This window comes from Brevundimonas sp. (assembly GCF_004210735.1).
Taxonomy (GTDB): domain Bacteria; phylum Pseudomonadota; class Alphaproteobacteria; order Caulobacterales; family Caulobacteraceae; genus Brevundimonas.
On sequence record NZ_SDZL01000010.1, the window covers coordinates 24,075 to 45,152 of the forward strand.

The window sequence follows — 21,078 nt, forward strand, 5'->3', positions numbered from 1 at the left end:
ATGTCGCACAACACCTTCGGCCATCTGTTCCGCGTCACCACCTGGGGCGAAAGCCACGGCCCGGCCATCGGCTGCGTCGTCGACGGCTGCCCGCCGCGCATCCCCCTGACCGAGGCCGACATCCAGCCCTTCCTCGACCGGCGCAAGCCCGGCGGCAGCCGCTTCGTCACCCAGCGGCAAGAGGCCGATCAGGTCCGCATCCTGTCCGGCGTCTTTGACGACGGCCCGGATTCAGGAATGGGCCCTGTGACCACCGGCACGCCGATCAGCCTGATGATCGACAACACCGACCAGCGGTCGAAAGACTATGGCGAGATCGCCCGCGCCTTCCGCCCCGGCCACGCCGACTATGCCTATCAGGCCAAATATGGCGTCCGCGACCATCGCGGGGGCGGCCGTTCCTCGGCGCGTGAAACGGCCATGCGCGTCGCCGCCGGCGCCGTGGCGCGCAAGGTGCTGGGCGACACCATCCGCATCCGCGCGGGCGTGGTTCAGTTGGGCCCGCATCGCATCGCCGATGAAGCCATCGACTTCGACACCGTCGCCGACAACGCCCTGTTCGCCGCCTCGGCCGAAGTCGTCCCCGCGTGGGAGGTCTATCTGGACGGGGTGCGCAAGGCCGGCTCTTCCATCGGCGCGGTCGTGGCGCTGGAGGTCACGGGCGTGCCCGCCGGATGGGGCGCGCCCCTGTATGGAAAACTGGACGCCGAACTGGCCTCGGCCCTGATGTCCATCAACGCCGTCAAGGGCGTGGAAATCGGCGCCGGGTTCGAAGCCGCCGCCCTGTCGGGCGAGGATAACGCGGACGAAATGCGCCTGGGCCCCGACGGCGCGCCCGTCTTCCTGTCGAACCGCGCGGGCGGCGTCCTGGGCGGCATCTCGACCGGCCAGCCGCTGACGGCGCGCGTGGCGTTCAAGCCGACCTCCTCCATCCTGACGCTTCGCCAGACCATCGACCGCGACGGCCACGAAGTGGACCTGCGCACCAAGGGCCGCCACGACCCCTGCGTCGCCCTGCGCGGCGTCCCCGTTGTCGAGGCCATGGCCGCCCTGACGCTGGCCGACGCGATGCTGCGGCACCGGGCGCAGATGGGGTGAAGATCCCTTTCTCAGCGTGGATAAAATACCACGGCGAAGGCCTGGGGATTGTCATCACCTTCGGAGCCAGCATCGCAATGCTCCTGATTGTCGCGGCCTTGTTCTTCTTCCCCGGTCCCTCCAGCAAGGAAACGGGCGTCGTGACGGGATTTGGAATGCGCGAGAGCGAAACCGGCTCGTATCGCGTCATGCATATTTCATTCGGCCGTTTCAGCGACACGGTCCGCGCACGGTCGCACCTGGATTGCCGGGTGGGCGACACCGTCACGGTTTCACGCACCAAATATTGGTGGGGCTATCTGCACAACCTCGGACTGGCCCAAGCCAAACCCTGCGCCCGGCCACAAACTCCCGCCCCTTTCCGTAACTGACATTGTTACCTATATGGCTTCCAAACCGCGCGGCGTAGGCTGCGCCCTATTGGGAGACCCATCATGATCGACGTTCGCCCCTTCAGCACCCTCGGCGGCGCCAACCACGGCTGGCTGAACGCCAAACACCACTTTTCCTTCGCCAACTACTATGATCCCAAGCGCATGGGCTGGGGCCGGCTGCGCGTCTGGAACGACGACGAGATCGCGGCGAAGTCAGGCTTTCCGCCCCACCCGCACGCGGACATGGAGATCATCACCTACGTCCGCACCGGGGCCATCACCCACGAGGACTCGATGGGCAACAAGGGCCGTACCGGCGCCGGCGACGTCCAGGTGATGAGCGCGGGGACGGGCGTGCGTCACGCCGAGTTCAACATGGAAAACGAACTGACCACCCTGTTCCAGATCTGGATCGAGACGGACCGGCCGGGCGCCCAGCCGTCGTGGGGTCAGCGCGAATTCCCCAAGGCCGACCGCTCGGGCCAATTCACCGTCGTCGCTTCGGGTGATCCGGCGGATCAGGCCCTGACCATCAACGCCGACGCCAGAATCCTGGCGGCCACGCTCAAGGCGGGCGAGAGCCTGACCTATGACCTGGCGCCCGGCCGCCGCGCCTATCTGGTCCCCGCCGTGGGTCAGGTCGACGTGAACGGAACCCCGCTGAACGCCCGCGACGGCGCCGGCATCGTCGATGAAACGACCCTGACGATCACCGCCGCCCAGGACGCCGAACTGGTCATGGTCGACAGCCTGTAGGCCTCATTGCGGCCCTCGCGTCAGGGTCTGTTCAGGACTTGCGGTCAGAGTGACGGCCGGGAGATCACCATGACCAGACGCCTGACGCGACCCGCCGCCCTTGCCGCCCTGATCGGCGGCGCGATGATGTTGCAGGGCTGTCTGGTCGGCGCGGCCGTCGGGGCCGGGGCCGCCGTCGTCGGCGGCACGGCCAAGGCGACCGGCGCGGTCATCGGCGCCGGCGTCGACGCCGTCACCACCTCGGACGAGGAAACCCGCGCCCGCCGCGAACGCGAACAGCGCGATTACGAACGCGAGCAACGCCGCTGCGAACAACGGCAACGTCAGGGCAAGGCCTGCTAGAGCCGCCGCTCCATCGCATAGTTGTGGATCGCCACGCCCGCGACCTCGAAGTCGCGGCGCTCGATCACCGCATAGCCGCGCTTCAGGAAGAAGCGCCGCGCCGCCTCGCTGGCCTCGACGTACAGGCGCGTCATCCCGTCGGCCGCAGCCGCAACTTCCAGCTCATCCAGCAACGCCCCCGCCACGCCACGCCCGGCGACATCGGGATCGGCGTACAGAAAGTCGATATGCCCGTCGGCCTCCAGATCGACAAAGGCCATTACGGGGCCAGCGTCGTCTGTGGCCACCCAGCACCGCCGCCCGTCCGCCATCCTGGCGGCGAACCGCTTGGCCGTCGGCCCCTGCCCGGCCCAGACCTCGACCTGTTTGGGCGAATAATCGCGCGCGCCGATGGCCCGCACCGCGCGGCCATAGACGTCCGCCATGGCGGGGGCGTCGCCGTCCCGATAGGTCCGGATCGTCGTCACAGGCTCAGCACGCACCGCTCGTTGATGGTCGGGCGCGCCACCTGCACCCGGCACAGGCCCGGCCATTCGGGCTTCAGCCGATTGACGAACCACAGGCACAGGTTCTCCAGGCTGGGCAGTTCCAGCCCCGGCTTCTCGTTCAGCATGCCGTGGTCCAGTTCCTCGGCCGCCGCCTTCAGCGCGCAGTCCAGCGCGCCCAGGTCCGCGACCCAGCCGTGCTCCGCGTCCAGCACCTCCGACCGCACCGTCGCCTCGACGGTGAAGGAATGGCCGTGCACCCGGCGATAGATGCTGCCTTCCGGCTCGTTCGGGAAATGGTGGGCCGCGTCGAAGGTGGCCTGTTTGGTGATCTCGAAGACGGGCATTAGCGGACGCCGATGTATTTGTGGGTCTGGACGCTCAGGCGCCATTGGGGGTGGGTCAGGCAGTACTCGATGGCGGCGGCGGTGTTGGCCGCCTGGTCCGGGCCGTCCATGGGCTGCAGCCAGAACCGCTCGAAGGCCAGCCCCTCGAACCGCTCGGGCATGGCCCTGGCCTGCGGATAGACCAGCTTCAGCTCCTGCCCCGTCATCTGCACCACCGGCGCGTCGGCCTTGGGGCTGACGCAGATCCAGTCGATGCCGTCCGGCGCCGCCAGGGTGCCGTTGCTCTCGATGGCGATCTCGAACCCGCGCGCGTGCAGGGCCTCGATCAGCGCCGCGTCCAGTTGCAGCAGCGGCTCGCCCCCGGTGCAGACGACCAGCCTGGGATCGCCCGCGCGCCCGCGCCACATCCCGGCGACATGGTCGGCCAGCGCATCCGCCGTGGCGAACTTGCCCCCGCCGGCGCCGTCCACGCCTACGAAATCGGTGTCGCAGAAGGTGCAGACGGCCGTGGCGCGGTCGCGTTCCAGCCCGTTCCACAGATTGCAGCCTGCAAAGCGCAGGAAGACGGCCGGCCGGCCGGCCTGTCCGCCTTCGCCCTGAACCGTCAGGAACACTTCCTTGGCCGAATAGGTCATGCGCCGACCCATTCCGCATGGCCCGCCGCGCGCAGCTCGCACGCCGGGCAGTCGCCGCAGCCATAGCCCCAAGCGTGGCGATGCGTCCGGTCACCCTGATAGCAGGTGTGGCTGTCCTCGATGATTAGCTCGACCAGCGGCGCCCCGCCGATCCGGTCGGCTAGCGCCCAGGTCTGCGCCTTGGTCAGCCACATCAGCGGCGTTTCTATCACCACCGGCTTGTCCAGCCCCAGCGACAGCGCCCGCGCCATCGCGACCATCGTCTCGTGGCGACAATCCGGATAGCCGGAATAGTCGGTCTCGCACATGCCGCCGACCAGCACCTCCAGCCCCCGCCGATCCGCCAGCGCCGCCGCCGCGACCAGGAAGATCAGGTTGCGCCCCGGCACAAAGGTCGTCGGCAGGCCGCGCGCGTCCATCTCGATCTTGCGATCGGCGGTCAGGGCGCTTTCGGCGATCCGGCCATAGCCGGTCAGGTCCACCACATGGTCGTCGCCCAGCCGGTCGGCCCATTGCGGCAGCGCCGTCTTCATCCCCTCGCGCACCGCCTGGCGCGCCTGCATCTCGACCGCATGGCGCTGGCCATAGTCGAAGCCGACCGTCTCGACCCGGTCGAACCGCTCCAGCGCCCACGCCAGACAGGTGGCGCTGTCCTGCCCGCCCGAGAACAGGACGAGGGCGGATTTCACGGTGTTCAGGTCGGAAGCGCTCATGACAAACCTGCGGTCGGCCTCGGGCCGCGCGCATGCAAAAGGGACAGGGGATGTAAGGTTGCGGGCTTCTACACCACCCGGCGTCCGGGCGCAAAACCACGCCGCGACACTTGAAATGACACCGCTTGCAATCCTGCAACTTTCTTCGCCGACTTAACGGTTCCGCAAATGATTTCGTGGGACAGCAAGTCTGTCGCAAGGAGTATCGGCCGGCATGCCGACGATCGAAGTATTGACCGAACGCGCAGAAGCCGTTCCACCCGACGCCCTGGGATCGGACGTGTTCGCCCGGTTCGAGGCCGAACCCGACACCTTCGTCATCCCCGTGCTGGAGGGTGATCGTCCGGTCGGGCTGATCGAGCGCAACGACTTCCTGCTCAAGATCGCCGGCCCCTTTGGCCACGCCCGCTATTTCAACCGCCCCATCGTCCACGTCATGGATCCCGAGCCGCCGGTGGTGGAATCCACCATGCGGATCGACGCCTTCTGCGACAGCCTGATGAAGAGCGGCCCCGGGGCCCTGCTGCGTGGCTTCATCGTCACGCGAAAAGGCGCCTATGCCGGCGTCGGCACCGCCGTCGCCCTGCTCAAGGCCGTCAACGATCTGCAGCGCCAGCAGAACGAGGAAATGCAGGAGCAGGCGCGCACCCTCAGCGACACCCGCACCCAGGCCCTGGCCGCCGCCCGCGCCAAAAGCCAGTTCCTGGCCATCATGAGCCACGAATTGCGTACGCCGATGAACGGCGTCCTGGCCGTCGCCGAACTGCTGCGCCGCCAGCCCCTGAACCAAGCGGCCCAGGCCCACGTCCAGACCATCGTCGATAGCTCCGAAACCCTGATCCGCATCCTGCAGGACGCGCTGGACCTGTCGCGCGCCGAGGCCGGAGAGCTTGAGCTGAACGCCGAGCCCACGCCGCTGCGCGCCATGATGGACGACGTCCAGGCCCTGTGGGAGCCCCGCGCGTCGCAGGACAACGTCACCCTGCTGATCGGCTATGAAGGCGACACCGAACTGGCCGCCGTCATCGACGGGGTGCGTGTCAAACAGGTCTTCAACAACCTGATCGGCAACGCCCTGAAATACGCCCGCAACGGCGTCGTCGAGGCCCGACTGAAAGCCCGGGTCGAAGGTGACAAGGTCCGCATGGAGGCCCGCGTCCGCGACGACGGCCCCGGCGTCGATCCCTCGCGCGTCGATGTCATCTTCGAACCCTTCGTCCACGGCTCCGGCCCTGATGGCGCCGGCCTGGGCCTGTCCATCTGCCGTCAAATCGTCGACCGCATGGATGGTCGCATCTGGGCAGAGAACAACGCCGGACGCGGCGCCACCTTCGCCTTTGACGTGGTCGCCCGGCGCGCCGTTGTCGAGGAAGAAGCCGCCTCGAACGTCTCGGACCTGTCCGATTTCGAGCTTCAGGCCAATCCGCACATCCTGATCGTCGATGACAACGCCACCAACCGCGTGGTCGCCCAGGCCCTGTGCGAAATGTTCGGCTGCACCTCTGAAACCGCCGAAGACGGGCTGGAAGCGGTCGAGGCGGTCCAGAACCGGGCCTTCGACCTGATCCTGATGGACATCAAGATGCCGCGCATGGACGGCGTCCAGGCGACCGAGGCCATCCGCGCCCTGGACGGCCCGGTCCGCAACATCCCGATCATCGCCCTGACCGCCAATGCCGACCCGGAAGACGCCAAGCGTTACCTGTCCATCGGCATGGCCGCCGTGGTTGAAAAGCCGATCAAGCCCGAGCGCCTGCGCATGGCCATGAACGCCGCGCTGACGCCCGAGGTCGAGACGGCCTCCGCCAAGGGGACGTCACGATCGTCCCGACGCTCGGCCGCCTGAGGCGTCTGCCCCGCCTCAGTCCGGCCCGCCCGCCGGGGCTTCTTCATCCTCCTCGTCATAACCGACGAGACGCAGGGCGCGCGCCTTCTGACGATTCAACTCTGCCCACCGCAGCAACCCTTCCTCGCGGCCGTGGGTGATCCACACCTCTTCCGGCTTCAACTCCAGGAAGGTCGCTGTCAGCTCGTTCCAGTCCGCGTGGTCCGACAGCACCAGCGGCAGTTCCACGCCTCTTTGCCGTGCGCGCGCCCTCACACCCATCCAGCCGGACGCAAAGGCCGTGACCGGATCGGCGAACCGCCGGGCCCACCGATCCTGGATCGCCGACGGCGGCGCGATCACTACCTCTCCACCGAGAGCGTCCTTGCCCAACCCTGTGGCGGGCGCCAGCGGCCCCAGTTCGATCCCCTCACGCTCATACAGGCGGTTCAGCCGCTCCAAGGCGCCATGATAATAGATCGTCCGGTCCCACCCCGCCTCGCGCAGCAGCCGGATCACGCGCTGCGCCTTGCCCAGCGCATAGGCCCCGACCAGATGCGCCCGCCCCGGAAACTGCGACAGCGAATGGATCAACCGCCCGATCTCCTCCGTATCCGGCGGATGGGTGAAGACCGGCAGGCCGAACGTCGCCTCGGAGATGAAGACATGGCACGGGACCGGCTCGAACGGCGCGCAGGTGGGATCGCGCCGCCGCTTGTAATCGCCCGACACCACCATAGTCAGGCCGTTGCGGTGGATCACCGCCTGCGCCGACCCCAGCACATGGCCGGCCGGGACCAGCGTCACCTCGACCCCGTTGTGCGAGGCCGTCTCGTCATAGGCCACTGCCTGGCGCCGCCCCGCGAAATCCTGGCCATACCGCTCGGCCATGATCGACAGGGTCTGGGGCGTGGCCAGCACCGCGCCGTGGCCGGCCCGCGCATGGTCCGAATGGCCGTGCGTCACCACCGCCCGATCCACCGGCCGCACCGGATCGACATAGAAATCCCCCGGCGGGCAATACAACCCGTTGGGCGTCGGACGCAGCAGATCTTCGGGACGCATCATTCGGAGTCTGTCATGCCTGTGAGGGCCGCCGATCTTGCCTGCGCGACGCGGCGCTCGATAAGGACGTTCGCATGACGGATTCGTTCCTGACCACCCTGCTGCCGCAACTGGCGTCCGGCGCCGCCCACACCCACGCCCTGGGCTTCGCCTATGAGGGGCTGGAGGGGGATCGCGTCCGCATCCGCGTGCCGTATCGCGCCGATCTGGTCGGCGATCCCGACACGGGCGTTCTGGCCGGTGGCCTGGTCAGCACCTTGCTGGATCACGTCGGCGGGCTGGCCGTTTGGGTCGCGCTGGGCGGCTTCAAACCTGTCGCCACACTGGATTTACGGGTCGACTATATGCGCGCGGCGGCGCCCGGACGCGACCTGATCGCCGAGGCGCGCTGCTATCGCCTGACCTCTTCGGTCGCCTTCGTTCGCGCCTGGGCATTCGAGGATACGCCCGACGATCCGGTCGCGGCCGCCCAGTCAGCCTATATGGTCGAATCCGACGGCGGGCGACGCATGGGCGCCAATCTGAAGCCGCGGGGCGACGCCGCATGACCGACCTGCTGCACCGCATTCCCTATGCCCGGTTCCTGGGGCTTCAGACCCTTCAGGAAGACGATGGCCTGACCGTCATCATGCCATACGCGGAAAAGTTGATCGGCAATCCGATGTTGCCCGCGCTTCACGGCGGATCGACCGCCGCCCTGCTGGAGTTGACCGCCGTCGCCCAGGTGGCGCTGGCCTATCCACGACTGCGCCAGCCGCGGCCGATCAACGTCAGCGTGGCCTATCTGCGGTCTGGCCGTCCGGTCGAAGTCCGCGCCCGCGCTCGTATCGGCAAGGCCGGTCGGCGCGTCGCCCACGTCCTGGCCGAGGCCTGGCAGGACGATCCCGCCAATCCCATCGCGTCCCTGACTGCGCATTTCCTGTTGGCGGAAGACAGCTAATGGTTGCGGTTAAATAATACTCATGGTTGCTATTCAGGGTGAAGCTTAATTCATCTTTGAAGGGGCGCCCTTTGACCATCGAACGACAGACCGTGGGCGAACGCCTGGCGATCCGCCTCCATGCGGCGGAAATGGCGGTCGACGTCGCCATCGCGGAGACCGCGGCCCTCGCTTCAATGCTGCCTCAGGCGCGGATCGAGGCCCACCTGTCTGCGGTTACTGGTCAGCGCGCCTTTGAAGGCGTTGCGGATGCCGTAAACGCCCTGATCCACGCTCGCGGCCATCTGGTCCACACCCACAACACCCTGGCCGTGCTGGCGCGCCGCATGGGGCTGCCTGACCTGGCCGCCGGGCCCACCGACAAACCTGATCAAGAGCCGCCCTTTGGTGTGACCTCGGCTGAGTTCGTCGAGATTCCATCGCAGGACTGACAACAGGGTAAACAAAACCCTACCGACGCAACTTAGCTTGTGTTAAGTCCTCGTTTACTTTCTTTTTGGGAGGGATACATGGACAGAACTCAGGTTGTCGCCGGCGTCGCAAACGAACTGCACGCTTCGGAAAAAGCCATCGACGCGGCCATCACCCAGGCCACCACGCTTGTGCAGGCCATGATCGGCGCCCGCACCGCCCTGTCGCTGTCGCCGGTCGCTGCGGCCGGTTCGCAGACCAAGGCCATGGAAGCGATCGCCGCCCTGGCCGTCGCCCGTGAAGCGATGATCGCCTGCCACGCTGAAATGCAGAAAGACCACCGTCGCCTCGGCTACGGCGTCTACGCCGCCGGTCCGGTCAACAAGCCGGACGACTGGTGGACCTCGGGCGTGAGCGACGGCCCGACCGAACAGCGCCGCGTGGCCTGAATTCGCGGTAATGTTGCCGACTAGGGGTTCCCGGTTGGCTACAATTCAATACAAGATCGCCCCTATGTCGTTACTGGCATAGGGGCGTTTTCATGATCGACACCCTCGCGGGGCAGGTGGGCGCCGTCCTCATGGTGAGCGTGTGCGCTTTCGCCATGCTCAAGGGTGACGAGCCTGAACGCCTCGGCGCGGGGGCCTATCTGATCGCGTGGCTGGCGACCCTGCTGATCCAGAACGACAGCAATCTGTATTCGATCCCGCTGGGTCTGTTCGCGATTGACGTCATTACCTTGCTGGTCTTCATCGGTCTGGCTTGGAAGTCGCGACGCGCCTGGCCCATCTGGGCCAGCGGCCTGCAACTCCTGACAGTCTCCAGCCACATCCTCGGCCTGATCGAGGTGCGGGCCTCGCTGGCGTCCTTCTATGCCGTCATGAATCTGGCCAGCTACGGCATCCTGCTCACTCTGGCCGCAGGCACCTTCTGGGCCTGGCAGGAACGTCGCGCCGCCGGGATCGAATAGGCGGATATTCCTATATCGCGTCATCCAGTCTAGAGTACGGCCGAATCATAGGTCGCACCCTTGCCCCTGTCCCATTCCCAACTCTGGAAGGCGATCGACGGCCTGGCCCGTCGCGAGGGGCTCAGTCCGTCCGCCCTGGCGCGCCGCGCGGGACTGGACGCCACCAGCTTCAACCCCTCCAAACGCTTTGGCCCCGGCGATCCGCCGCGCCCGCGCTGGCCCTCGACCGAAAGCCTGACCCGCATCCTGACGGCCACCGGCCTGTCGTTGGGCGAGTTCGCGGCCCTGGCCGATGACGCGCCCGAGCCCGCAGCCTCCATCCCCCTCCTGGGTTTGGCTCAGGCGGGCGAAGCCGGTTTCTTTGACGACGCCGGCCTGCCCATCGGCGAGGCGTGGGAGCAGACCGACCTGCCCCGCCCCCGCGACAGCCTGCTGAGCCTGCGCATCACCGGCGATTCCATGGTCCCCCTGTATCGCGAGGGTGACAAGGTGATCGTCGATCGCGAGGCGACCGATATCCGCAAGGGTGACCGCGTCGTGGTTCGCACCACCGGCGGCGAGACCCTGGCCAAGGAGGTGGCGGCCCTGACCGCCCGCGCCGTCACCCTGTCGTCGATCAATCCCGCCTATGAGCCCCGCGCCATCCCGCGCCGCGACGTGCTGTGGATGGGCCGTATCCTGTGGGTCAGCCAATAGGCAGACCCGCTCAAGCAGTGAACGGCCGCATTCGCGAGCGTAGCGCCACAAGAAAGAAGCCGCCCCGAAGGACGGCTTCCATGGTCACGCGTTCAGTGCGGGATCAGTAGGCGGCCAGGTAACGGCCGTTGACCCAGCCACCGCCCGCCAGGCGGACCCAGTCACCCTGGGCCGAATCGACCTGGACGGTCTGGCCGGCCGACAGGCTGCCGACCTGCGCATATTGCGTGGACGGACCCGAACGAACCCTCAGATTGGTCGCAGCGCGATAGCCGTGCGCGGCGGCGTTGTTGTAGCGGGCGCGTTGCTGGTTACAGCCGATGTACGATCCGGCCGCGGCGCCCGCGCCGGCGCCGACCACGGCGCCCAGGGCGCGCTCGTTCTTGGAGATCTGGCTGCCGGCCAGGCCGCCGACCACCGCGCCCAGCAGGGCGCCGGCTTGCTGGCGGCCGCCGGGGGCGTCGCAGTTGGTGACGCCGTTCACCTGCAGCGGGGCGGCGCTGGCAGCCATGGGGACGGCCCCTGCGGCGAGGGCGGCGATCATGGCGGCGCCGGCGACGGCGGCGTTGATGGACTTCGGCATGACTTAAGCTCCTGTCATCGGTGGTCGATGGGCAGGAGAATGCGTCGCCGCACCTGAAGGCTCCCGGAGCCTCGCCGTTATTTTCAGTTCATTTACGTTGACGCAAGAACGCCGTTCGCGCCGTCTTCGATCAACTGAACCGTTTGCGGCAGACCATAGATGGCCGCGAATGAGCCGAAGCGCGGCCCCTGACTGGCGCCCAGCAGCACTTCATACAGCGCCCCGAACCACGCCCGCAGCGGCTCGAACCCGTGATCCTTGCCCACGGCGTAGACCTCGTTCTGGATCGCCTCACCGTCGGTGGTGTCCTGCGGAAGGGCCTTCAGCCGCCCGGCCAGATCCAGCAGCGCCGCCTTTTCCCGCTCATCCGGCAGGCGATAGGCCTTCGAGGGCTTCACGAAGTCTTCGTAGTAGTTCAGCGCATAGGTCATCAGCCGGTCCAGCACCGGCTCGTTCTGCGGCGTCGCCTCGGGCAGATAGCGGGCGAAATAGGCCCACAGCTGTTCCTTGGTCGAGGCGTTGGCCACACCCACCAGGTTCAGCAGCAGGGCGAACGACACCGGCGATACCCTCGACGGCGGATTGCCGCCGTGGATGTGCCACACCGGATTGTCGATCTGCTTGGCCGGCTCTTGCGCCAGATAGGCGTCGATGAACTGCAGATAGTCGTCCGTCGCGCGCGGAATGACGTTGAAATGCAGGCTCTTGGCCGATTTCGGCGACTGGAACATGTACCAGGACAGGCTCTCGGGCGTGCCATAGCGCAGCCACTCGTCCATCGTCAGGCCATTGCCCTTGGACTTGGAGATCTTCTTGCCCTCAACATCCAGGAAGAGCTCGTAGTTGAAGCCTTCCGGCGGCACGCCGCCCAGGGCGCGGCACACCTTGGACGACTCGCGCACCGACTCGATCAGGTCCTTGCCCGCCATCTCGTAATCGACGCCCAGTGCGGTCCAGCGCATGGCCCAGTCGGGCTTCCACTGCAGCTTCACATGGCCGCCGGTGACCGGAACCTCGGTGCGCCCGCCTTCGGGATCGTCAAAGGTGATCGTGCCCTTCTCGACGTTCCGCTCCAGCGTCGGCACCTGCAGCACATGGCCGGTAATGGGGCTGATCGGCAGGAACGGCGAATAGGTCGCGCGCCGTTCCTCGCCCAGGGTCGGCAGCATGATCGCCTGGACCTTGTCGAACCGCTCCAGCAGGGTCAGCAGCGTCGCGTCGAACCGGCCGGACCGATAGGTCTCGGTCGAGCTCATGAACTCGTAGTCAAAGCCGAAACTGTCCAGGAAGGCGCGCAGCCGGGCGTTGTTGTGCGCGGCGAAACTGTCATGCGTGCCGAACGGATCGCGCACCTGCGTCAGCGGCTTGTGCAGATCCTCGATCAGCATTTCCTTGTTCGGAATGCCCTCGGGAACCTTGCGCAGCCCGTCCATATCGTCGCTGAAGGCGATCAGCCGCGTGGCCCAATGGTCGCCGGTCAGGGCGCGGAAGGCGTTACGCACCATGGTCGTGCGCGCGACTTCGCCGAACGTGCCCATGTGCGGCAGGCCCGACGGGCCATAACCGGTCTCGAAAATCACCGGCCGCGCCAGCGCCGGGAAGGTCGCCAACGCCTCGTCCGCCTTGTTCGCCCCGATCAGGGTCGCCGCCAGATCACGCTCGGCGTCCGTCTCCAGCCGATGTTTGAGCAGATGAGCCAGCAGGTTGCGGGCTTGCTCAAACGGCCACGACCGGGCCTCGCGGGACAGGGCTTCAAGGTTCTGGAACATGAGATGGGCTTTGGCCTGTCGCGCGCGCGGGGTCAACGATCAAGCCTTGAAGCCGCCAGTATAGGCCGTCATGCTGCGCGCCATGACGATGTTCATTCGCACGATCGCCGCCGGCTTCACGCTGGTCTGAAGACGCACCGCCTGGCGGTTCCTTCACCTTCGACCGGGCCGCGCGGCCCGGCCCATGATCTTGCGAGTTTAACATGACCTCTTTCCACCCTGCCGGGGGGCTTGCGCCCGCCCAGATCGACCATTTCGTCCGCGACGGCTTCGTTCGCATCGACGCGGCCTTCAGCCCTGAACTCGCCGCCCAGGCGCGCGAAATGCTCTGGCGCGACCTGCCTGTGACCGCAGACGATCCCGCCAGTTGGATTCAGCCTGTGATCCGCCTGGGCATGTACGCCCAGCCGCCGTTCGTCGCGGCCGCCAATACGCCGACGCTTCACGCCGCCTATGATCAGTTGGTCGGTCAGGATCGCTGGCGCGCGCCCAAGGCCATGGGCACGTTTCCGGTGCGCTTCCCCTCGCCTGACGATCCCGGCGACACCGGCTGGCATATCGACGTCAGTTTCGGAGACGATCCCGATTTCATGCAGTGGCGGGCCAATGCGCGGTCCAGGGGCCGAGCCTTGCTGATGCTGTTCCTGTTTTCCGATATCGGTGACGACGACGCCCCCACGCGCATTCGCATCGGCTCTCACCGGGACGTGGCGCGCAGCCTCGCCACGCGCGGCGAAGACGGCATGACGCTGGCGGAACTGGTGGCCGACGACTTCGGCGGCAGCGGGGATCGCCCACAGGCGCTGGCGACCGGCCCGGCGGGGACGGTCTATCTGTGCCACCCCTTCCTGGTGCATGCGGCCCAGCCACATCGGGGCGTCGCGCCGCGCTTCATGGCTCAGCCACCGCTGCTGCCATCCGACTGGCCGGAAGGCGGCGTCGATCCGGCCAGCGCGGTCGGCAGGGCGGTCAGCCTCGCCGGCGCACCGCCCGGCTGACGACCGCGGCCCCGGCCGCGACGATCAGAGCGTCCTCGATCAGCCCGCTTTTGGTCTGGCCGATCCGCCGCATGGCCTTCTTGCGGCCCGCCAGGGTCAGATAGGCCAGCGGCACGGCGGTCCCGACCGCCATGGCGGCGCCCGCCCGTTCACGCCCATGCGGCGCCAGGGCCGCGCCGGCGATGCCCGCGCTCGCCACCCGCGCCAGCAGGCCCAGGAACACGGTGCGATCCGGCGCGGACTTCATCTTGTCGCCGAACAGTTCGCCCGCCCCCATCGCCAGGGCGCCGGCCTTGAATAGCGGATGATCCAGCAGGACCAGCTTCCCCGGCGTCCGCCGCCCGGCCAGCCGCGCCGTGGCGATGGCCGCCATCGGCGTCATGGACCGGGCGCTGGCGACAGCGCCGATAAGAGCGGAAGGAAGCAGGGCCAGATGTGTCATCCCGCCTCAACTCCGCCGCCGCACAGAGGTTCAGTTCGTGGCGCGGCGCTTGACCCCCGCGCCCGCCCATGGCCTTTGCCGCGCTTCATGAAGACCGCCGATTTCGATTTCGACCTGCCGGAAGAGCGCATCGCCCTGCGCCCCGCCGATCCGCGCGATTCCGCACGCCTGCTGGTGGTCGCCGACGGCGCGCTGCAGGACCGGGCCATCCGCGACCTGCCCGACTTCCTGCACCCCGGCGACGCCCTGGTGTTCAACGACACCCGCGTGATCCCCGCGCGCCTGTCCGGCATGCGCCAGCGTGTCGGGCCCGACGGCGAAACCCTGACCGTCGAGGTTGAGGCCACCCTGCATCACCGCGACGCGCCCGACGTCTGGTCCGCCTTCATGAAGCCGGGCAAGCGCATCAAGCCCGGCGACCGCATCCGCTTCGGCGCCCACGGCGACGCCGCCTGCGACCTGGGCCGTCTGGACGCCACGGTCGAAGCCAAGGGCGAGGACGGGCTGATCACCCTGCGCTTCGACCTGGCCGGGCCGGCGCTGGACGACGCGATTCGCGACGTCGGGGTCATGCCCCTGCCCCCCTATATCGCCGCCAAACGGGCCGAGGACGACCGCGACCTGCGCGACTATCAGACCGTCTTCGCCGAGCATGATGGCTCGGTCGCCGCGCCCACGGCGGGCCTGCATTTCACCCCGGCCCTGCTGGAGGCGATCCGCGCGCGCGGCGTCACTACCCATGCCGTGACCCTGCACGTCGGCGCCGGCACCTTCCTGCCGGTCAAGGCGGACGACACCGCCGACCACAGGATGCACAGCGAATGGGGCGAGGTCTCGCAGGCGACCGCTGACGCCCTGAACGCCGTCCACGCCGCCGGCGGCCGCATCGTCTGCGTCGGCACCACCTCGCTGCGCCTGCTGGAAAGCGCGACGGGCCCGGACGGCGTCGTGCGCCCCTTCCACGGCGACACCGCCATCTTCATCACCCCTGGCTACCGCTTCCGCGCCGTCGACGTGCTGATGACGAACTTCCACCTGCCGAAATCGACCCTGTTCATGCTGGTCAGCGCCTTCGCCGGGCTGGAGACGATGAAGGCCGCCTACGCCCACGCCATCGACAACGGCTATCGCTTCTATTCCTATGGCGACGGCAGCCTGCTGTTCCGGAGCGAGGGATGACCCACCACCTGCCTGACCAGCTGATCGCCACCCTGGACATCGTCGCCTCGGCAGCGAGCGATCTGCAGGACCCGTGGTGGATCTATGGCGGTGCGGCCATGGCGCTGGCGGGGCTCGAAGATCTGCACGTCCCCGATGTCGATATCCTGGCCAGCCCCCGCGACGCCCGCGCCCTGATCGAGGCGCTGCACGGCCGGCTGTCGGAAGATCCCGGCGAGGGCCTGTTCCGCTCGCAGGTGTTCGGCCAGATCCTGACCACGCCCGTTCCCATCGACGTCATGGCCGAGATGGATGTGCGCGACGGCGGCGACTGGGCGCGCGTCGGCTTCCACACCCGCATGCCGGTCGATGTGGACGGCGCCGTCGTCTTCATCCCGACCATCGGCGAACAGATCGCCACCTGCCGCCTGTTCGGCCGCCCCAAGGACCTGGAGCGGGCGGCGCGCCTCGAGACCCTGATCCACTGATGCCCTTCCCGTTCCAGATTTCCGCCACCGAAGGCCGCGCCCGCACAGGTGTGCTGAAGACCGCGCGCGGCGACATCCGCACCCCCGCCTTCATGCCGGTCGGCACCGCCGCGACGGTCAAGGCGATGACGGTCGATCAGGTGAAACAGACCGGGGCCGACATCCTGCTGGGCAACACCTATCACCTGATGCTGCGTCCCGGCCCGGAGCGGATGCAGCGCCTGGGCGGCCTGCACAATTTCATGCGCTGGGACAAGCCGATCCTGACCGACTCGGGCGGCTTCCAGGTCATGTCCCTGTCGGGCATTTCGAAACTGACCGAGGAGGCCGTGACCTTCTCCAGCCATATCGACGGCTCCAAACACGTCCTGACGCCGGAACGGTCGATCGAAATCCAGGCCGACCGCCTGGGCTCGGACATCGTCATGCAACTGGACGAATGCGTCGCCTGGCCCGCCGAGGAAAAGCGCGCCCGAGAGGGGATGGAACTGTCCGCCCGCTGGGCCGTGCGCTCGAAAAACGCCTTCGGCACGCGCGACACGCAGGCCCTGTTCGGCATCCAGCAGGGTTCGACCTATGAAAACCTGCGCCGCGAAAGCTCGGACCGGCTGCAAGAGATCGGCTTCGACGGCTACGCCATCGGCGGCCTGGCCGTCGGCGAGGGTCACGAGGCGATGTGCGAGGTGCTGGACTATGCGCCCGAGTTTCTGCCCAAGGACCGCCCGCGCTATCTGATGGGCGTGGGCAAGCCCATCGACCTGGTTGAGGCGGTGTATCGCGGCGTCGATATGTTCGATTGCGTCCTGCCGACCCGCGCCGGGCGCCATGGTCAGGCCTGGACCTGGGACGGGCCGATCAACATCAAGAACGCCCGCTTCGCCGAGGATCAGGATCCTCTTGATCCCGGCGTCCCCTGCCCGGCGTCACAGGACTATTCAAAGGCCTATCTGCATCACCTGATCCGCGCCGATGAGATTCTGGGAAAGATCCTGCTGAGCTGGCACAACATCGCCTTCTTCCAGGCCCTGACGGCGGCCATGCGTGAGGCGATCAGCGAGGGCCGGTTCGAGCAATTCCGGCGCGACTTCCGCACCCGCCACCTGAAGGTCTGACTCGCCTCAGCGCGGCGAGGGCCAGTTGATCCCGCGCGGCCGGTACCAGCCCGGGGCGGCCGGTGGGGCGCAGTTCCGCTGCATGCCGATCCCCTTCAGGAAGGCGCGGCGCATCCGCCCCGCCTGGATCGCCGCCTGTACATGTTTGCTGTGCTGGTCCGCGCCCGACAGGCGGCGAATCCAGGTGCGGCCGGGAATGAAGTCGGTGGTCGTGTCGCGAATGGCGTCCAGCGCCGCCTTGGCCGCCGCATCGGCCGCCCGTTCGCTGAGGTAAGAGCCGTCCTGGGCCGGCGGCTCGTCCGTGTCGGGACCCAGCGCCTCGTTCAGACGCGCCACCTCGGCCCCGATGGTGGAACACTGGTTCAGGTTGCGCAGGTCATAGGGATTGGCTTCGGCCTGCAGCAGCACGGTCGGAATCTGCTGACGCCGCAGATTGAAATCGTCCAGCGGTGCGGTCGCCGCCGCCCCCGCGCCGGCCGCCACGGTCTGCACGCTTTCGCCCGCCGAACGGGCGGCGTTGCAACCGGCCAAGCCGGCCACAAGGGTCAGAAGGACAGACGGGAAAAGGCGACGGCGGCTCATCCGTCGCCTTAAACCACGTCAGCGTCGCGCCTCAAAGATCGCGGCTATGGATCAGCACGGGCGAACCGCAGAAATCCTCTGAAGGTGATCCAGACGCTGCGTCTGGGGCGTATTCACCGGCTCGACCTGAGGGGCCGGCGCGCCGCCCCCGCCGGTCGCGATCTCGTTCGCCACGCTGCTGGCGGCGTTGGCCGCGACCGCCGCGCCGGCGTTCTCCAGCGATCCGCCGTAGGCCAGGCTGCCGGCGCTACGGGCCAGGCCCGACAGCAAGCCCCGTCCCACTCGGCCCGCCGTCTGGCGCGTCTGGGCGCTGCGTTGCGCCTGCTGCTGCTGGCGCTCGACCTCGGCGGTCAGAGTGTTGATCTCGGTGGCCAGGGCTTCGCAGGTCGCCTCGTTGTCACCGGGACGAACCACGGCATAGGACTGGGCGGCGGCGGCGAAGGGCGCCGAAACGACAGCCGTGGCGAGGATCAGGGCGATAGGGTTGGCGAAGGCTTTCATGGTCAGGACCTTGTGATGGACTGACCGTCTCCATCGTCCTTCAGCCGCCTTCGCCGCCAACGGTTTGCGACCAGCGCTACCCTGCTTGCGACAAGGAAACTGTCACGCTTCGTCTCAGGTCTTGGCGCTTTCCAACGGCACGCCCAAGGCCGACGCGACCCGCTTGGCGTAGCTGGGGCCGACCTCGATCATGGCGCCGTCGTGCGAATGCAGGCGCGTAACGCCGCTGTCGTTACGCTCGATCCGCGCCACCGTATCGGGACGGACAAAGGCGGACCGATGGACGCGCAGCAGGTTTTCGGGATTTAGCCGCCGTTCCAGCTCAGCCATGGTGATGCGCAGGATGTGGCTGTTGGTGTCGGTGTGCAGCAAGGCGTAGTCGCGCGCCGCCTCAATCCGCAAGATCTGATCGACAGGCACCCGCAGGAAACCGTCCCGCTTGCGAATCCAGAACTCATGCTCGTAACCGGTTTCAACCGGCGGCCGAACGGTTTGGGTCGCGCTGACTGTACCCGCCCCGCCTGTGGGTGACCGGCGACGTCGAGCGCGCTGGATCGCTTCTTCGAGACGATCCTGTTTGACGGGCTTCAACAGATAGTCTGCCGCATCAACCTCAAAGGCCTCAGTCGCGAAGTCGGCGAAGGCTGTGACGAAGATGACTTCCGGCGCGTTCGGGCCCTGCAATTCGCGGGCGATCTCAAGGCCGGTGCGGCCCGGCATCTGGATGTCCAGCAGCAACAGATCAGCCGGCGTGCATTCGGCGAGGCTCATCGCCTCCTCGCCATTGGTGGCGGAGCCCACGATCTCGATATCGCTGAAGGCCGCCAGCGACAGACGCAGGCGTTCCAACGAGACCGGCTCGTCATCTGCGATAAGCACCCGCAGGCTCATACGTCCTTACGCCCCCGTTCAGCAGCTCGGCTCTATCGTTACCCGCCGTTTGCTCAATGGCAATGCTGCATCGCAGACTTGCGGATGACCGTTTGTTCAGATTCCGTCAGCCAGGATCAACGGAATATCAATCTCGGCGCGAAAACCCGCGCCTGCAGGTCCTGCCACAAAGGCCGCTGTTTCGCCGAAACGAAGGGCCACGCGCGCACGGACGGCGTTCAGCCCCACGCCTGCGCCGGGCCTGGGCAAGGCGCCCGACCGTGGCAGGATAGCGCCGCCATCGACCACGCTCAGGATCAGACGATCCACTTTGCGACGAGCGATGATACGCACGCTTACCGGCCCCATCGACGGTTGGACCGCGTATTTCATCGCATTCTCGACCAGCGGCTGGAGTAGCAGATTGGGAACCATCGCGCCCGCCACCTCCGGTGCGCAATCGACATCCAGGATCAGCTTGTCACCGAAGCGAACGCTTTCAACCGCCAGATAGGCGTCCAGAATCGACAACTCCTCGGCCAGGGATACGTCCTGCCCTGCATCTATATCGATCGTCGCTCGCAGGAACTCCGATAGATTCTGGGTCATCCGGTCTGCGTCGGCGTTCCGTCCCGACAGAATCAGAGAGGACAGCGCAGACAGGGCGTTGAACATGAAATGCGGATTTAACTGCAAACGCAGCACCCTCAGCTCCGATCGCAACGCCGCCGTTTCGCCTTCGACCAGCAGGAGATGCTGTTCTCGCACTCGCCGGTTCGCGAAAGTCACCCAGAAGAGTGCGGCATTGGTCGCGTAGATGCTCATGTAGACCAGCGCGACCTTTGCCAATGAAGGCGGCGAGTAGTCGGGCATGGTGGTGGGTGTGAAGGCGTGAATGACGAACTGGCCGCTGTAGTCCGCGACCATCTGTATGATGCCTGCCGCGATCACTGCCGATATGATGCCAACCATGGCCAGCCATGCGGGCCGCCTCGCCATCGCCCTGAAAATAACGAACAAGGCGCCGGCCACGGCAACGCCCGTCACCAAGCCAAAAGCAATAGTTCCATACTCGCCGATTGCGCGGGCATAGCCGGCCAGAACGCTCAGCATCGAGGTCAGCAGGGCGACGAACACCCACAATACCGCTGACAGCAGCAGGGCGGCGCGCGGTTCCGGCGAAATCTCGAACGGCGCAGTCACCCAGCGCTGGATAGCGACAAGGCCGGACGTCCCAGAAAGCGCTTTAGTCTCTTCGATCGATTCTGATCGGATCATCGCCTGGTTCCGTGGCGTCAGGACCCATGGATTAGAATGCACAGCATTCGCCAACCACCGCTTTGCGACGAGCCTGTCCAGAAATGAGACGAAAAAACCAATAACATCGGTGGAGATGGTACGTCCCCTGGGGCTCGAACCCAGGACCCCCTGATTAAAAGTCAGGTGCTCTAACCAACTGAGCTAGGGACGCGCCGTATCGTCCCGAAGGACGAGGCCGAAATGCCGGTGCGCGCCTTCTGTTGCATCCCGCGCGGCGGGTCAAGACTTGTTCCGTCACTCAGTGGCTTCGCAATCCAATCACCGCTATGGAACAGGGACCTGACCGGCACGTTTGCCACCCAGTCCCGGGGAGTGACCCACTATGAATCGCCTTCTTCTCGCGCTCGCCCTGGGAGCGGCCGCCGTGCTCGCCGGCTGCGAAGATCCCGCACCCTATGACGACACCGAGACGGCTCCGGCTCCGCTGGAGTCCGAAGCCCCCGCCGCCGCGGATTCCGCTGAACCGGCCGCCGCGCCTGCGGTCACGGATGCGCCGCCCGCCGACACTTCGGCCCTGCCGCCTGACCAGCGCTCGTCCGAGCAGACCGTCCAGCCTGAAAGCGAAACGCTCTTCTACTGAGCCGACCCGCGTACCCGC

Annotated in this window: 28 protein-coding genes and 1 tRNA gene; 16 read left to right on the plus strand and 13 right to left on the minus strand. The window is 67.0% G+C overall.

The window, feature by feature from the left end; translation table 11 throughout:
• The 4 genes from aroC (at window position 1) to EON91_RS03595 (ending at window position 2,570) form a co-directional block, all read left to right on the plus strand.
• Window positions 1–1,098 carry a chorismate synthase gene (aroC, locus tag EON91_RS03580; protein WP_292091659.1) on the plus strand — a complete coding sequence of 366 codons (1,098 nt, stop codon included), beginning with the start codon at window positions 1–3 and terminating at the stop codon, window positions 1,096–1,098.
• A complete protein-coding gene (locus EON91_RS03585) occupies window positions 1,095–1,469 on the plus strand; it encodes a hypothetical protein (RefSeq protein ID WP_292091661.1) in 375 nt (124 codons plus the stop codon). Before aroC ends, EON91_RS03585 begins: the two co-directional genes overlap by 4 nt.
• A gap of 63 nt (window positions 1,470–1,532) precedes the next feature.
• Complete coding sequence (locus tag EON91_RS03590; RefSeq protein WP_292091663.1) at window positions 1,533–2,228, plus strand: pirin family protein; 696 nt, start codon at window positions 1,533–1,535, stop codon at window positions 2,226–2,228.
• Between the two features lie 69 nt (window positions 2,229–2,297).
• Window positions 2,298–2,570: a hypothetical protein gene (locus EON91_RS03595; protein ID WP_292091664.1), complete on the plus strand. Its 273-nt coding sequence runs from the start codon at window positions 2,298–2,300 to the stop codon at window positions 2,568–2,570.
• On the opposite strand, the gene EON91_RS03600 is transcribed toward EON91_RS03595, so the two are convergent.
• The 4 genes from EON91_RS03600 to queC are packed head-to-tail and all read right to left on the minus strand — an operon-like array spanning window position 2,567 to window position 4,750.
• Window positions 2,567–3,037 (minus strand): GNAT family N-acetyltransferase, encoded by a 471-nt coding sequence (locus EON91_RS03600; protein WP_292091665.1) that lies wholly within the window; start codon window positions 3,035–3,037, stop codon window positions 2,567–2,569. The genes EON91_RS03595 and EON91_RS03600 overlap by 4 nt on opposite strands.
• Entirely contained in the window at window positions 3,034–3,402 is a 369-nt protein-coding gene (locus EON91_RS03605; RefSeq protein ID WP_292091666.1) for a 6-carboxytetrahydropterin synthase, read from the minus strand. Before EON91_RS03605 ends, EON91_RS03600 begins: the two co-directional genes overlap by 4 nt.
• The gene (gene queE / locus EON91_RS03610) at window positions 3,402–4,037 is read right to left on the minus strand and encodes a 7-carboxy-7-deazaguanine synthase (protein WP_292091667.1); all 636 of its coding nucleotides are present in this window, start codon (window positions 4,035–4,037) and stop codon (window positions 3,402–3,404) included. Before queE ends, EON91_RS03605 begins: the two co-directional genes overlap by 1 nt.
• Window positions 4,034–4,750, minus strand: a complete 717-nt coding sequence (queC, locus tag EON91_RS03615) for a 7-cyano-7-deazaguanine synthase QueC (protein WP_292091668.1) — start codon at window positions 4,748–4,750, stop codon at window positions 4,034–4,036. Before queC ends, queE begins: the two co-directional genes overlap by 4 nt.
• 214 nt (window positions 4,751–4,964) lie before the next feature.
• Here queC and EON91_RS03620 point away from each other — a divergent pair, with 214 nt between their 5' ends.
• Entirely contained in the window at window positions 4,965–6,596 is a 1,632-nt protein-coding gene (locus tag EON91_RS03620; protein WP_292091669.1) for a response regulator, read from the plus strand.
• A 15-nt stretch (window positions 6,597–6,611) separates the two neighbouring features.
• Here EON91_RS03620 and EON91_RS03625 read toward each other — a convergent pair whose 3' ends face one another.
• The gene (locus EON91_RS03625) at window positions 6,612–7,643 is read right to left on the minus strand and encodes a ligase-associated DNA damage response exonuclease (RefSeq protein ID WP_292091671.1); all 1,032 of its coding nucleotides are present in this window, start codon (window positions 7,641–7,643) and stop codon (window positions 6,612–6,614) included.
• A 71-nt stretch (window positions 7,644–7,714) separates the two neighbouring features.
• Between EON91_RS03625 and EON91_RS03630 the strand changes: the two genes are divergently transcribed.
• The 6 genes from EON91_RS03630 (at window position 7,715) to EON91_RS03655 (ending at window position 10,657) form a co-directional block, all read left to right on the plus strand.
• Entirely contained in the window at window positions 7,715–8,188 is a 474-nt protein-coding gene (locus EON91_RS03630; protein WP_292091672.1) for a PaaI family thioesterase, read from the plus strand.
• Window positions 8,185–8,580: a PaaI family thioesterase gene (locus EON91_RS03635; RefSeq protein ID WP_292091674.1), complete on the plus strand. Its 396-nt coding sequence runs from the start codon at window positions 8,185–8,187 to the stop codon at window positions 8,578–8,580. The genes EON91_RS03630 and EON91_RS03635 overlap by 4 nt, the downstream gene beginning before the upstream one ends.
• Window positions 8,581–8,651: 71 nt before the next feature.
• A complete protein-coding gene (locus EON91_RS03640) occupies window positions 8,652–9,011 on the plus strand; it encodes a hypothetical protein (protein ID WP_292091675.1) in 360 nt (119 codons plus the stop codon).
• 78 nt (window positions 9,012–9,089) lie between these two features.
• Complete coding sequence (locus EON91_RS03645) at window positions 9,090–9,440, plus strand: hypothetical protein (protein ID WP_292091676.1); 351 nt, start codon at window positions 9,090–9,092, stop codon at window positions 9,438–9,440.
• Window positions 9,441–9,532: 92 nt separating this feature from the next.
• Window positions 9,533–9,961 carry a hypothetical protein gene (locus EON91_RS03650; protein ID WP_292091677.1) on the plus strand — a complete coding sequence of 143 codons (429 nt, stop codon included), beginning with the start codon at window positions 9,533–9,535 and terminating at the stop codon, window positions 9,959–9,961.
• A gap of 60 nt (window positions 9,962–10,021) precedes the next feature.
• The gene (locus EON91_RS03655) at window positions 10,022–10,657 is read left to right on the plus strand and encodes a helix-turn-helix transcriptional regulator (protein WP_292091678.1); all 636 of its coding nucleotides are present in this window, start codon (window positions 10,022–10,024) and stop codon (window positions 10,655–10,657) included.
• A 103-nt stretch (window positions 10,658–10,760) separates the two neighbouring features.
• Here the strand turns inward: EON91_RS03655 and EON91_RS03660 are convergent, their stop codons facing one another.
• A complete protein-coding gene (locus EON91_RS03660) occupies window positions 10,761–11,240 on the minus strand; it encodes an SH3 domain-containing protein (RefSeq protein WP_292091680.1) in 480 nt (159 codons plus the stop codon).
• A 92-nt stretch (window positions 11,241–11,332) separates the two neighbouring features.
• On the minus strand, window positions 11,333–13,009 hold the full coding sequence (locus EON91_RS03665; RefSeq protein WP_292091682.1) for a lysine--tRNA ligase: 1,677 nt from the start codon (window positions 13,007–13,009) through the stop codon (window positions 11,333–11,335).
• A gap of 203 nt (window positions 13,010–13,212) precedes the next feature.
• Here EON91_RS03665 and EON91_RS03670 point away from each other — a divergent pair, with 203 nt between their 5' ends.
• Window positions 13,213–14,007: a phytanoyl-CoA dioxygenase family protein gene (locus EON91_RS03670; protein WP_292091683.1), complete on the plus strand. Its 795-nt coding sequence runs from the start codon at window positions 13,213–13,215 to the stop codon at window positions 14,005–14,007.
• Here the strand turns inward: EON91_RS03670 and EON91_RS03675 are convergent.
• Window positions 13,979–14,449, minus strand: coding sequence for a hypothetical protein (locus EON91_RS03675; protein ID WP_292091684.1), 471 nt, complete (start codon window positions 14,447–14,449; stop codon window positions 13,979–13,981). The two genes, EON91_RS03670 and EON91_RS03675, sit on opposite strands and share 29 nt — an antisense overlap.
• An 87-nt stretch (window positions 14,450–14,536) precedes the next feature.
• Between EON91_RS03675 and queA the strand changes: the two genes are divergently transcribed.
• The 3 genes from queA to tgt are packed head-to-tail and all read left to right on the plus strand — an operon-like array spanning window position 14,537 to window position 17,207.
• Window positions 14,537–15,628, plus strand: coding sequence for a tRNA preQ1(34) S-adenosylmethionine ribosyltransferase-isomerase QueA (gene queA / locus EON91_RS03680; protein ID WP_292091685.1), 1,092 nt, complete (start codon window positions 14,537–14,539; stop codon window positions 15,626–15,628).
• Window positions 15,625–16,095, plus strand: coding sequence for a hypothetical protein (locus EON91_RS03685; protein ID WP_292091686.1), 471 nt, complete (start codon window positions 15,625–15,627; stop codon window positions 16,093–16,095). Before queA ends, EON91_RS03685 begins: the two co-directional genes overlap by 4 nt.
• Complete coding sequence (gene tgt, locus EON91_RS03690; protein WP_292091709.1) at window positions 16,092–17,207, plus strand: tRNA guanosine(34) transglycosylase Tgt; 1,116 nt, start codon at window positions 16,092–16,094, stop codon at window positions 17,205–17,207. The genes EON91_RS03685 and tgt overlap by 4 nt, the downstream gene beginning before the upstream one ends.
• A gap of 6 nt (window positions 17,208–17,213) precedes the next feature.
• Here the strand turns inward: tgt and EON91_RS03695 are convergent, their stop codons facing one another.
• From EON91_RS03695 to EON91_RS03715, 5 genes are all read right to left on the minus strand, one after another.
• A complete protein-coding gene (locus EON91_RS03695) occupies window positions 17,214–17,789 on the minus strand; it encodes a hypothetical protein (protein ID WP_292091687.1) in 576 nt (191 codons plus the stop codon).
• Window positions 17,790–17,840: 51 nt separating this feature from the next.
• Window positions 17,841–18,290 carry a hypothetical protein gene (locus EON91_RS03700; protein ID WP_292091689.1) on the minus strand — a complete coding sequence of 150 codons (450 nt, stop codon included), beginning with the start codon at window positions 18,288–18,290 and terminating at the stop codon, window positions 17,841–17,843.
• Between the two features lie 114 nt (window positions 18,291–18,404).
• Window positions 18,405–19,169, minus strand: a complete 765-nt coding sequence (locus tag EON91_RS03705; protein ID WP_292091691.1) for a LytTR family DNA-binding domain-containing protein — start codon at window positions 19,167–19,169, stop codon at window positions 18,405–18,407.
• 108 nt (window positions 19,170–19,277) lie between these two features.
• Window positions 19,278–20,438 (minus strand): histidine kinase, encoded by a 1,161-nt coding sequence (locus tag EON91_RS03710; RefSeq protein WP_292091693.1) that lies wholly within the window; start codon window positions 20,436–20,438, stop codon window positions 19,278–19,280.
• Between the two features lie 116 nt (window positions 20,439–20,554).
• Window positions 20,555–20,631: transfer RNA gene (locus EON91_RS03715), tRNA-Lys, on the minus strand.
• Window positions 20,632–20,802: 171 nt separating this feature from the next.
• Between EON91_RS03715 and EON91_RS03720 the strand changes: the two genes are divergently transcribed.
• Entirely contained in the window at window positions 20,803–21,060 is a 258-nt protein-coding gene (locus EON91_RS03720) for a hypothetical protein (RefSeq protein WP_292091694.1), read from the plus strand.
• The last annotated feature ends 18 nt before the right edge of the window (window positions 21,061–21,078 follow it).

Coding starts and splice junctions, on each gene's coding strand:
- EON91_RS03635 (WP_292091674.1), top strand. CDS start 8,185: ATGACCGACCTGCTGCACCGCATTCCCTATGCCCGGTTCCTGGGGCTT.
- EON91_RS03595 (WP_292091664.1), top strand. CDS start 2,298: ATGACCAGACGCCTGACGCGACCCGCCGCCCTTGCCGCCCTGATCGGC.
- queE (WP_292091667.1), bottom strand. CDS start 4,037: ATGACCTATTCGGCCAAGGAAGTGTTCCTGACGGTTCAGGGCGAAGGC.
- EON91_RS03665 (WP_292091682.1), bottom strand. CDS start 13,009: ATGTTCCAGAACCTTGAAGCCCTGTCCCGCGAGGCCCGGTCGTGGCCG.
- EON91_RS03590 (WP_292091663.1), top strand. CDS start 1,533: ATGATCGACGTTCGCCCCTTCAGCACCCTCGGCGGCGCCAACCACGGC.
- EON91_RS03670 (WP_292091683.1), top strand. CDS start 13,213: ATGACCTCTTTCCACCCTGCCGGGGGGCTTGCGCCCGCCCAGATCGAC.
- EON91_RS03645 (WP_292091676.1), top strand. CDS start 9,090: ATGGACAGAACTCAGGTTGTCGCCGGCGTCGCAAACGAACTGCACGCT.
- EON91_RS03710 (WP_292091693.1), bottom strand. CDS start 20,438: ATGATCCGATCAGAATCGATCGAAGAGACTAAAGCGCTTTCTGGGACG.
- EON91_RS03650 (WP_292091677.1), top strand. CDS start 9,533: ATGATCGACACCCTCGCGGGGCAGGTGGGCGCCGTCCTCATGGTGAGC.
- aroC (WP_292091659.1), top strand. CDS start 1: ATGTCGCACAACACCTTCGGCCATCTGTTCCGCGTCACCACCTGGGGC.
- EON91_RS03700 (WP_292091689.1), bottom strand. CDS start 18,290: ATGAAAGCCTTCGCCAACCCTATCGCCCTGATCCTCGCCACGGCTGTC.
- EON91_RS03605 (WP_292091666.1), bottom strand. CDS start 3,402: ATGCCCGTCTTCGAGATCACCAAACAGGCCACCTTCGACGCGGCCCAC.
- EON91_RS03685 (WP_292091686.1), top strand. CDS start 15,625: ATGACCCACCACCTGCCTGACCAGCTGATCGCCACCCTGGACATCGTC.
- EON91_RS03720 (WP_292091694.1), top strand. CDS start 20,803: ATGAATCGCCTTCTTCTCGCGCTCGCCCTGGGAGCGGCCGCCGTGCTC.
- EON91_RS03695 (WP_292091687.1), bottom strand. CDS start 17,789: ATGAGCCGCCGTCGCCTTTTCCCGTCTGTCCTTCTGACCCTTGTGGCC.
- queC (WP_292091668.1), bottom strand. CDS start 4,750: ATGAGCGCTTCCGACCTGAACACCGTGAAATCCGCCCTCGTCCTGTTC.
- queA (WP_292091685.1), top strand. CDS start 14,537: ATGAAGACCGCCGATTTCGATTTCGACCTGCCGGAAGAGCGCATCGCC.
- EON91_RS03620 (WP_292091669.1), top strand. CDS start 4,965: ATGCCGACGATCGAAGTATTGACCGAACGCGCAGAAGCCGTTCCACCC.
- EON91_RS03660 (WP_292091680.1), bottom strand. CDS start 11,240: ATGCCGAAGTCCATCAACGCCGCCGTCGCCGGCGCCGCCATGATCGCC.
- EON91_RS03630 (WP_292091672.1), top strand. CDS start 7,715: ATGACGGATTCGTTCCTGACCACCCTGCTGCCGCAACTGGCGTCCGGC.
- EON91_RS03675 (WP_292091684.1), bottom strand. CDS start 14,449: ATGACACATCTGGCCCTGCTTCCTTCCGCTCTTATCGGCGCTGTCGCC.
- EON91_RS03625 (WP_292091671.1), bottom strand. CDS start 7,643: ATGATGCGTCCCGAAGATCTGCTGCGTCCGACGCCCAACGGGTTGTAT.